This is a genomic window from Methylobacterium sp. WSM2598, assembly GCF_000379105.1.
GTDB lineage: Bacteria > Pseudomonadota > Alphaproteobacteria > Rhizobiales > Beijerinckiaceae > Methylobacterium.
This window is the reverse complement of the sequence record NZ_KB900609.1, coordinates 3782889-3793214: the sequence shown is the minus strand read 5'-3', so window position 1 is coordinate 3793214 and position 10326 is coordinate 3782889. Positions and strand designations below refer to the sequence as shown.

Genomic DNA, 10326 nt, shown 5'->3' with positions numbered 1-10326 from the left:
CAACTGGTCCAAGATCGCATCAGGGATGCGGGGCGCTTTGCGTCGTGCCATCGGGAACCTCCTTCGGGTTCACTATGGCCGCCCCACACGAAATTCCTGACAGTCCCGGCGAAGGCGGTGGCGATGAAGGCCGACACGACGCGCCGCCCGCTGCGGCCGGCGTGGGCCAGCACGGTCCTCATGAAGTGGACGCGGCACCTCTGCCAGGTGGCATTCATCACCTTGGCAACCGAGGCCTTGATGCCCTCGTGCGCGTCCGAGATCACAAGCCTCACGCCGCGCAGACCGCGCCGGGCGAGTTTCCGGAGGAAGTCGGTCCAGAAGGTCTCGGCCTCGGAGGGGCCAACGTCCATGCCGAGCACTTCTCTGCGCCCGTCGCTGTTCACGCCCACCGCCACGATCACCGCCACCGAGACGATACGACCGTCCTGGCGCACCTTCACGGAGGTCGCGTCGATCCAGAGATACGGCCACTCGCCTTCGATCGGCCGGTCAAGGAACGCGCCCACGCGCTCGTCGATCTCCTGGCAGAGCCGCGAGACTTGGCTCTTGGACACGCCGGTGCCGCCCATGGCTTGAACGAGATCATCGACCGAGCGGGTCGAGATGCCCTGGATGTACGCCTCCTGGATCACGGCGGTGAGTGCCTTCTCGGCCATGCGGCGCGGCTCCAGGAAGACGGGGAAGTAGCTACCCTTGCGCAGCTTGGGGATGCGCAGCTCGACCGTGCCGGCTCGCGTCTGCCAGTCCCGGTCACGATAGCCGTTGCGCTGGACCAGCCGCTCGGCGCTCTTCTCGCCGTGGGCCGCCCCGGTCAGGCCGCCTACCTCCAGCTCCATCAGCCGCTCGGCCGCAAAGCCGATCATCTCGCGCAGCAGGTCGGCGTCGGCGCTCTTCTCCAGCAGCCCGCGCAGGCTCATCATCTCGTCGGTCATCGGAGGTCTCTTGGGTTCGCGGTTGGTGCCAGCAACCCGACCCTACCCGGCAACCGCCGATGACCACCCCGCGAGAGATCCCGCCTGCTTCGGCGCTGTGGAGGGCGCGCAGGCGGGCTCTCTCGCTCCCGGCGAGCTACACCACCAGTAGGGACACGACCGGTCTGCCCTTCAGGTTTTCAGGACCAGGCAGGCACCACCGGCTGTGCGGATCTTCCCGCAGAGTGCGGTCGCTTCCGCTTGGCTCTGGGCCGGAATGCGGACCCGGTAGAACGCCCCGCCGCCCCGGCTCAGCAGGCGCGTCCCGATGATCATCGGGCGAGCCTCCCCGATCACCTTGGCATAGGCGGAACGCGTGCGCACAAAGCTCTCGAGGGCCTGCTCCTTGGAGAAGTTGCCGGCCAGCTGAACGCCCCAGGGTCCCCACAGCGGCGGAGCTGGCGGGACGACAATGGGCTCAAGAGCAAGGGGCGAGGCACGTTCGGGGCGTGACGGGACACGCAGCCCCGCGGTGACTTGTGCGCAGCTCGGACCCGTCTCCGCTCCCCGCCCGGCTGCCGCCAGAGCGGCTGAGGGGGCGGCGCGTTTCGCCCCGCCAGTCTCCGCCGCCTTGCCCACCGCGCGCGTGTTGCCCGCGTCCCCGGGAGAGGTCGCACCAGATATCTCACCGGTGAGCGTATCGGGTCTCGCCATTGCCGGGGCACGCCACTCCTCCACTGCTCTGCCCGTGACCGCGTGGACGTAGGCCCGCGTCTCGGCGGGGAGGCTGCCCGAGCCAGCAAGCCAATTGGCCACACGGGTTGGGCCGCCGTTGTAGGCGGCGGCAGCAAGGCCAAGGTTGCCGAACCGCTTGCGCAGATCGGCCAGGAGATGCGCCGCGTGCGGGATGGCCTGCTCCGGGTCAAAGGGGTCAGAGAGGCCGCGCTCGCGCGAGGTGCCGGGCATGAACTGGGCCACACCCTGCGCGCCCGCTGAACTAGTGGCGCTGGTCCGGAAGCCGCTCTCCCTCCAGATCAGGCGGGTGAGAAAGGGCACCGGCAGCCCTCTGGCTCTGGCGGAGCTCTCGATGAGACGGCAGAGCGCCTGCCCGACCGTCTCCATCGTGGCCGTACTCGGAGCGGATCGCACTGGTGCGGCGGCCAGCGACGCCCCGATCACGCCGGCCAGGAGTACGCGCGCAAGCTTCTCGATCACGCAGCCGGTTCTAGCTGCTGAAGGCCGGAGTTCAACATCGGACCAATGCCCGAGGCGATGCGATACCTGGCTCCTACGATCATCGGAACACCGGAGGAGGGCGGCTGCCCCTGGATCATGCTTGTCTGCTCACATGGGAGTAGAGCTGAACAGTTGGCCGGAGTACCGGACGGAGCACTGCTCCGCCCGAGATCGGCGTCGTTGATCCCCACCTCGACGGCCCAGCACGGGTCAGGACCGGCCGTGATCAACTCGCCGAAGCTGATCGTCAGAAGGCGCACCGACGCCCGTGGTGCGGCCGTGACTACAACCACCCGAACTTGCGGAAGCGCTGGTAGAGCACCCCGCACACCAGTACGATCGCGCAGAGCACGATGAAGTAGCCGTATTGCAGCTCCAGCTCTGGCATGTTCTTGAAGTTCATGCCGTAGATGCCCGCCACGGCGGTAGGTACTGCCAGGATGGCAGCCCAAGCGGCGAGGCGCCGCGCGATGTGGGTCTGCTGCGTCTGGCCGATCATCAGGCTCGCCTCGAAGGCGAAGGCCAGCACCTCGCGCAGGCCGTCGATCTCCTCCTGCACGCGCCGGATGTGGTCGGACACGTCGCGGAAGAGCACCTGCATGTGGGCGTCGATCGCCAGCGTCTCGGCGTGTTCGAGCTTGCGGCAGACTTCCACCAGAGGGACGACGGCATTGCGCAGGCGCAGGAGGTCGCGGCGCAGCATGTAGAGGCGCTCGATCTCCGCCTGCTGCAGCTCGCGGGCGAGCACGACGTCCTCGATCGCCTCGACCTCGTCGTGGATCGTCTGGATCACGGGGCCGTAATCGTCCACGATGTAGTCGAGGATGGCGTAGAGCATGTAGTGCTCGCCCTGAGCGAGCGTGGTCGGGCAGGCTTCGCAGCGCTGGCGCACGGCGGCGTAGGAGGTCGAGGCGCCGTGCCGGACCGTCACCACGTAGCCGCGCCCAAGGAAGACGTGTGTCTCCCCGAAGGCGATGCGGCCCTCGACGAGCTGAGCGGTACGCGCCACCACGAACAGTCCGGTATCGTACTGCTCCGCCTTCGGGCGCTGGTGGGCGTTGCCCGCATCCTCGATCGCGAGAGGATGCAGGTTGAACTGCGCCTGCACCTCTCTCAGGAGCGCGTCGGAGGGCTCGTAGAGCCCGATCCAGACGATGTGGCCGGGCTTGCGCGCCCAGGCCCCGGCTTCCACCACGGTGGTCTCGGCGATGCGGCGGCCTGCCGCATAGACGCCGGCTGCGACGACGCCCGGGGTCGGTGCGGGAGGCGGTGGAGCGGGAGCGAGCATGGCGTGTCCCCCAGACAATTGCCGGCTCGAAGTTGCGCCCGAGCGGTCTCGCGGCGCAACCGGAGTTCGCGAGACGACGGCGCCACCTGCACTCAATCGCGAACCAGTGTGTAAACAAAACGGCCGTTTTCCTTACATAGAGGGGATGAGGGTGCCGACGGCCTACTCGCTCGAGAGCACGGGCCGGCAGCTGTCGGCAAACCGTGTCAGGAAAACATCCACGTCTCTGATGCCACCACGGTTGCAGGCGCCTACGCGCGCGTGGGGCACCCCACGCTACATGTTGCCACCCCTCGCTGGGAGGCGAAGCGCTCGATCCAGGCGTGGCATCATGGGCACGCGCCGGCGGAAGAGCGGCAACTCAGCTTGACGAACAGAAAGAGAACAAGTATGGCCCCGCTATAGCCCGCTCCCCTATGGAGCCGTGGTCCGGGTGACTAACCAGGTCAGGTCCGGGCGACCGCGCAACAAGCCGGACGGCACCGGCCAGCAAGCGGCCTCCGGGCCGCAGGAGTGGGACTGGGTCGCCCCGACCCCACGGACAGCCGGGTCGCTGATCGATGGGCCCCCGGCTCGCTCCGCGTCAGACCTCCTCGGAGGTGAAGCGGCGAGTAAAGGCCGACCGCCTGACCCCGGCCTCCCCGACAGGGTTTCGTCCATTGCTCCGTGACCGGCTCGTACGGCGGCTCCGGCCCGTCAGGTCTGTCAGGCTTCGCCCCACACAGGCGAAGCCATCCCCTCTCCCCAGCCCACCATCCCATCAGGGATGGACAGATCGACCATGGCGGCACCTCCCGTTCAAGAAGAGCCCTCTCGCTTGGGCCTGCCCACCCACCCGGCGGGCGGCTGAAAACAATCAAAGCTCCCACGAGATGTCGGAAAATCCAGACAGGCGAATGCGGGAAAATGGGCGGCGTCGGAAGCGGACGATGGGGTGGTCGGCCGACCGTCGAGAGCGGGCTGACCCTCACCCTCGGCAAGCTCTTGCGCGACGGTATCTGCCGACCGGGCCAGAGCCGAGCCGGCACCCTGACCTGGACCAACACCCGCACCGGCGCCCAACTCGCCTCCATCGCCTACGAGGCCCATCTCGGCGCCGAACACGGCCGCCTGCGCCTGCACTTCACCACCACGCGCTCCAACGGCGAGAAGCGGCACTCGGACGACTGGATCGAGCTCACCACCACGACCCAGCCCTTCGGCGGGCGGCGCTGGTGGTTCATATGCCCCCGCACCGGCGCGCGGGTCGCCAAGCTTCATCTCCCGGGCGGTGCCCTGACCTTCGCGTCGCGTCAGGCTCACAGGCTCGGCTACCGCTCCCAGCGCGAGACGCCGATCGACCGCGCGTTCACCCGCGTCTTCAAGCGGCGCGATCGGCTCGGTGCCGAGGGCGCGATCGGCGAGCCCATCTCCAAGCCGAAGGGCATGCACTGGGCCACCTTCGAGCGAGAGATCGCCAGGGTCGAGGCCGCCGAGGCCGCCGTCACGGCTCTCTCATGGCAATTCCTCAAGAAGCTCAACCCGCGTGAACCATAGAGCGTCACCCCGGTCTGGAGATCGCACATGGTTTCAGCGCCGGTTTCAGGTCCTCGCGCGGAGGCGCGGACCGAATGGGATCATCCGCAGCGTGCGAGGCCGGGGCATGGTGCGCGGGTCGGTACGCACCCCCAACGCGCACACGCGAGACCGCCCCGACGCGCGATTTTTGTCGCAACTCCATCGCGCGCGTGAGAGCGGCTTGATTTCCACGAGTTACAGCCTCCTACGCGCGCCCGCGCGCGAGGCGCCGGATTGAAGGGCGAGCTCTTCAGGCGGAGACTGGCTCGGCAAACCGCCTGAGCATCAGGACTGGTAAGGTCCCGGAAGAGGTCGCCCGACGCCTTGCCACCGAACAGCGTCAGCCGGCGCGAGCGGCTCGTCAAACGGCAGGGTTCATCCCCGGCCCTCTCGGGCCGTCGCCTCTCCAGTTGTGCCGACGGCCACTTGCCCTCACAGTGCCTTGCCCATTTCCCGAAGTTGGACCTTGTTGGTCTTGCCGGTCGAGTTCTTCGGAAGCTTGGTGAAGAAGACGTGCTTGGGCACCTTGTAGCTGGCGAGCGACTGGCGGCACCAGTCGATCAGCTCCTCGGCCGAGACCATCTCGAAGCCGTTCTTCCGCTCAACGAAGGCGCAGACCGCCTCGCCCCACTTCTCGTCCGGCTTGCCGACCACCCCGGCGTCCGCGACCGCCGGGTGCTTGAACAACGCCTCCTCGACCTCGATCGACCAGATGTTCTCGCCCCCCGAGATGATGGTGTCCTTCAAGCGGTCCTTGAGCTGGAGGTAGCCGTCCGGGTGCTTCACGCCGAGGTCGCCCGAATGGAACCAGCCGCCCCGGAATGCCTCCTCGGTGGCCTTCGGGTTCTTGAGGTAGCCGCGCATCACCACGTTGCCGCGGAACATCACCTCGCCGACGGTCTGGCCGTCCGCCGGCACTGGCCGCATCGTCTTGGGATCGAGCACGTCGAGCGCCTCGAGGGGCGGGTAGCGCACGCCCTGGCGCGCCTTGCGGGCCGCCTGCTCGGGCTTGGTCAGCGCGTCCCAATCCGCGTGCCACTCGTTGACCACGGCCGGCCCGTAGGTCTCGGTGAGGCCGTAGACGTGGGTCACGTCGAACCCCGCCTCGGCCATGCCGGCCAGGACCGCCTCGGGCGGGGGCGCGCCGCCGACGACGAACGACACCGGGTGCGGCAGTGCCCGGCGCTCCGCCGCAGGCGCGTTCAGCAGCAGCTGCATCACGACCGGGGCGCCGCAGAGATGCGTGACGCCGTGGTCCGCGATCGCGTCGTACACCGCCTTGGCCCGCACCTGCCGCAGGCAGACATGCGTGCCCGCCACCACCGACAGCGTCCAGGAAAAGCACCAGCCGTTGCAGTGGAACATCGGCAGCGTCCAGAGATAGACCGGGTGCTTGCCGAGGCCGGTGGTCACGACGTTGCCAACCGCTTGCAGACAGGCGCCGCGGTGATCGTAGACCACCCCCTTGGGATCGCCCGTGGTCCCGGACGTGTAGTTGAGCGTGATCGCGTCCCGCTCGTTGCCGGGCAGGGACCAGGCATGGGCGGGGTCGCCGGAGGCCAGGAACGCCTCGTAGTCCAGGCTGCCCAGGCGCTCGCCCTCACCGCTGAATTCCGGGTCGTCGTAGTCGATGACGAGGGGTCTGACCTTCGCGTGCGCGAGCGCCGGCTTGATCACCCGCGCGAATTCCCGGTCGGTGATCAGCACCTTGGCTTCGCCATGATCGAGGAAGGAGGCGATCATCGCCGCGTCCAGACGGGTGTTGAGGGTGTTGAGCACGGCGCCGGTCATCGGCACGCCGTAGTGGCACTCGATCAAGGGGGGCGTGTTGGGGAGCATGACCGCCACCGTGTCGCCGCGCCCGATCCCGCGGGCCGCGAGGGCCGAGGCGAGACGCCGCGTGCGGGCATAGAAGTCGCGGTAGCTGCGCCGCAGAGAACCGTAGATGACCGCGACATGGTCCGGGAAGACCGTCGCGGTGCGCTCCAGGAAGGTGAGGGGCGTCAGCGGCTGGAAATTGGCCGGGTTCCGGTCGAGGCCATGGTCGTAGATGGTCTTGGCAGTCATGAGGATGCCTCCTGCGATCTAGGCGCGAGCTCTAAAGCTCAGCGTGATTTCTCGTGTGTCAGCAAGAAGTTGATGACCGAGCGTGTGATGCGTTCGTCGGCATCTGTGCACTAGCGAAGGATTGGACCCGCCAGACCAACCGGAACAAAACCGGCAGATGGCGAAGAGCGCCATCAGCTCGCGGCTCGACGCGATCCCCTGCTCGTTCTTGGACCGTTCATTGAGCACGGCGGAGAAGGCTGCCGTCGCCTTCTTCCAGACCTCCATCATCAGGGCGTTGTGTTCGAGGTTGCGCCGGTGCAGCGCCACCCAGGCCGTGAACACGGCCGCGAACTTGCGCTCGACGTTCCAGAGATCGGCGAGGCGCGGTCCTCCGGCCATCCGTTTCAGCGCTTCATCGACCGCGCCCGTGATGCAGATCCATCCGTGCGGGTCGAAGATCTTGGCCAGGACATCGGCCGCGATTGGATCTCGCACCTCGCCTCCGCCCTTCAGGCTCTTGGCAAAGGTCGCCGAGACCGCCCGAGCGGCCTCCCAGCCCTGCTGATACGAGTGTTGGGCCTGTTCCAGGGCTTCCCAGTCATGCCAATGCCTGACGGCGGTGTTGGCCGCCTCGGCGATCTTGGACAGGGTCTCATAAAGCCTCTCGGTTTCTGTCATGTCCATTCTCCCCCTAGAGCTGCGGGCAAGGTGACCCATGAGCACCGATCCGCCACAACGCCTCGCCGAGGTCGCCCGGCTCGCGAACCCCGGCGAGCGGGGGGGCCGACGATCCGTGGTGCCGGCCCTCGCTCGTCGGCGGGCGGGCCGGCCCCGGACGGGTTACGCCTGGAAGCAGAGCTTGACGTTGGGGTCCGTGGGACTCGTGGAGTCGCGCAGCCAGTCGGTGACGTTCGTCGTATCGAGCGCCACAAGCTTGCCGGCGCTGGCCTTGATTTTCAGAGTCAGGATAGAGAACTCTGTGCAACGCACCTCAAAGCCCTGCCGCGCAACCTCCTTCTTTCTACTCTTGTCGTGGAACATGTACAGTGCAGTGTAGTACAAATAGAGCTTAGGCTGCGATGGGTCCCTCATGTTGATGGTAGATTGAGAGAACAAATTCTTCCATTCTTCTGAATGGTTCTCGCTGGAGACAGCTTTAGCCATATCAGAGATGGTTTTCTCGATATTTTTCAGGTCATCCTCCGAAAGTCCTGCGTACAGACTGCAGATTTGATCGAAGAGGGCGTTGTAATTTTTGTCTTCATAGGACATCTTGGTGGCGGTATTCCTCGAGAGGGCCAAGAAAGGGTTGTTGTCGATCTCGGTCACGTAGCCATTGAACGCTGCCGCCAGCACCTCCGGGCTGGTCGTGGCCGGGTGGAAATTGGCGCGCTTCTGGCTGTGCTTGAGGATGCTGGAGACGGCGGTCGGAAGGTTGCTGAGTTCCGTGTAGATCGCCGTCCCGGTCGCATTCGGATCGGCAGTGTTCTCACCGAGAAACGTCCCGCCCGCCGTCGCCGCGACGTTGTCGGCGAACAAGAAATAATCGTGATACTGAGGAGCATTATGGATCCAGCTCTTCACAGCATCGTCTTCACTGAACGTACTCATATCAGATCTCCACTGATTGCCGCAGGCGTCCCAGGGTGGCGCCTTCCTACCCTCGGTCGAACCGCGCGTGGTTGGTAGCGACATCGCTCCCCGCGTCACGGCCGGCGGCGACTTCCGCCGCCGCACTCTCGCTGCGCAAGCGATGTGCCAGCGCCGCCCGACGAACTTTTCGCAATTATTGCAATGCTTTATGGCTGCCGTGGGGGATTGTCCGCCGTCAGCGCCCGTGAGACAGATTGAGGCCCTTCACGAACGGAGGATGGCTGGTTCATCGTAGCCCCCAGGAGCGAAGATGAAGCAGACATCCGGGCCGGCGCGGAAGCCGGCAGAGGCGGTGATCAAGGACATTCGCCGCGCCACGCGCCGGCAGTTCTCGGCCGAGGAGAAGATCCGCGTCGTGCTGGAGGGCCTGCGCGGCGAGGACAGCATCGCCGAGCTGTGCCGGCGCGCAGGGATCGCCACCTCGATGTACTACGGCTGGTCCAAGGAGTTCCTGGAGGCGGGCAAGAAGCGGCTGGCCGGCGACACGGCTCGCGCTGCCACCTCGGACGAGGTCAAGGACCTGCGCCGCGAGGCCAGCGCCCTCAAGGAGGTCGTGGCCGATCTCACGCTCGAGAACCGCCTGCTCAAAAAAAGTATGAGCGGGGCTGGGGAGGACGAGGCATGAGGTACCCGGCTCCTGAGAAGCTGGAGATCATCCGGCTGGTCGAGCAGTCCCACCTGCCAGTGCGCGCCACCCTGGAGAAGCTCGGCATCCCGCGCGCCACCTTCTACCGCTGGTACGAGGCCTACCAGCAAGGGGGACCCGAGGCCCTCGCCGACCGCCCCTCTCGGCCCAGCCGCGTTTGGAACCGCCTGCCCGCCGAGATCCGCGAGCAGATCGTCGCCCTCGCGCTGGAGCAGCCGGAGCTGTCCCCGCGCGAGCTGGCCGTGCGCTTCACCGACGAGCAGCGCTATTTCGTTTCGGAAGCTACCGTCTACCGCCTGCTCAAGGCGCACGATCTGATCACCAGCCCGGCCTACATCGTCGTCAAGGCGGCCGACGAGTTCCGCGACAAGACCACGGCCCCCAACCAGCTCTGGCAGACAGACTTCACCTACCTGAAGGTGATCGGCTGGGGTTGGCACTACTTATCGACGGTGCTCGACGCCTACTCCCGCTTCATCGTGGCCTGGAAGCTGTGCACCACGATGCAGGCCAGCGACGTCACCGCCACGCTCGACCTGGCGCTGCGCGCCGCCGGGCTCGATCAGGTGCCGATCGTGCACCGGCCGCGGCTGCTGACCGACAACGGATCGAGCTACGTCGCAGGTGAGTTGGCCGACTGGCTCAGCCCTCGGGGCATGACCCACATCCGAGTCCGACGCCCCGAATGCATCCCCCAGTCGCCGCGCGGCCACAACACTGGCCAGCGCTCCTAAGGCGATGGCAGGCACAGCGAGGAGGGCGCGGGTGATCGGGGCCTTGTTGGCAGGGTGAGGCTGCGCTGGTGCTCTGCGCGGGCGCAGCAGCGCACGGGCGAGTAGAGAGCTATGCGGGAGATTGGGTGACGCGCTTGGCGTGAAGGCGGCGTATCGAGGCGGGGTGTCGAAGCCTGCCAGAACCTCTCAGCGAGAGCGATACGCCTATGACCACTCCTACCAACGTCGTGCGGCTTCGTCAGCCCGAGG

Annotated in this window: 7 protein-coding genes and 1 pseudogene; 2 read left to right on the top strand and 6 right to left on the bottom strand. The window is 66.7% G+C overall.

Features of this window, described 5'->3' with window-relative positions:
• The 3 genes from MET2598_RS36800 to corA form a co-directional block, all read right to left on the bottom strand.
• On the bottom strand, positions 1–935 hold a 935-nt coding region (locus MET2598_RS36800; RefSeq protein ID WP_018261820.1), incomplete at its 3' end, for an IS256 family transposase.
• A gap of 171 nt (positions 936–1106) precedes the next feature.
• Entirely contained in the window at positions 1107–2129 is a 1023-nt protein-coding gene (locus MET2598_RS0118080; protein WP_026190801.1) for a lytic transglycosylase domain-containing protein, read from the bottom strand.
• 304 nt (positions 2130–2433) lie between these two features.
• Positions 2434–3438: a magnesium/cobalt transporter CorA gene (gene corA, locus MET2598_RS0118075; RefSeq protein ID WP_026190800.1), complete on the bottom strand. Its 1005-nt coding sequence runs from the start codon at positions 3436–3438 to the stop codon at positions 2434–2436.
• A gap of 906 nt (positions 3439–4344) precedes the next feature.
• On the opposite strand from corA, the gene MET2598_RS0118070 reads away from it, so the two are divergent.
• Positions 4345–4974 (top strand): hypothetical protein, encoded by a 630-nt coding sequence (locus MET2598_RS0118070; protein WP_018261817.1) that lies wholly within the window; start codon positions 4345–4347, stop codon positions 4972–4974.
• Positions 4975–5427: 453 nt separating this feature from the next.
• On the opposite strand, the gene MET2598_RS0118065 is transcribed toward MET2598_RS0118070, so the two are convergent.
• The 3 genes from MET2598_RS0118065 to MET2598_RS0118055 all read right to left on the bottom strand — a co-directional run bounded on the left by MET2598_RS0118065 (position 5428) and on the right by MET2598_RS0118055 (position 8655).
• Positions 5428–7062: an acyl-CoA synthetase gene (locus MET2598_RS0118065; RefSeq protein WP_018261816.1), complete on the bottom strand. Its 1635-nt coding sequence runs from the start codon at positions 7060–7062 to the stop codon at positions 5428–5430.
• A gap of 18 nt (positions 7063–7080) precedes the next feature.
• Positions 7081–7722: a hypothetical protein gene (locus MET2598_RS0118060; RefSeq protein WP_018261815.1), complete on the bottom strand. Its 642-nt coding sequence runs from the start codon at positions 7720–7722 to the stop codon at positions 7081–7083.
• 162 nt (positions 7723–7884) lie between these two features.
• On the bottom strand, positions 7885–8655 hold the full coding sequence (locus tag MET2598_RS0118055) for a hypothetical protein (RefSeq protein ID WP_018261814.1): 771 nt from the start codon (positions 8653–8655) through the stop codon (positions 7885–7887).
• Positions 8656–8947: 292 nt separating this feature from the next.
• Here MET2598_RS0118055 and MET2598_RS39390 point away from each other — a divergent pair.
• Positions 8948–10044 (top strand): annotated as a pseudogene (locus tag MET2598_RS39390) (IS3 family transposase); the annotation flags it as partial.
• Positions 10045–10326 lie beyond the last annotated feature (282 nt).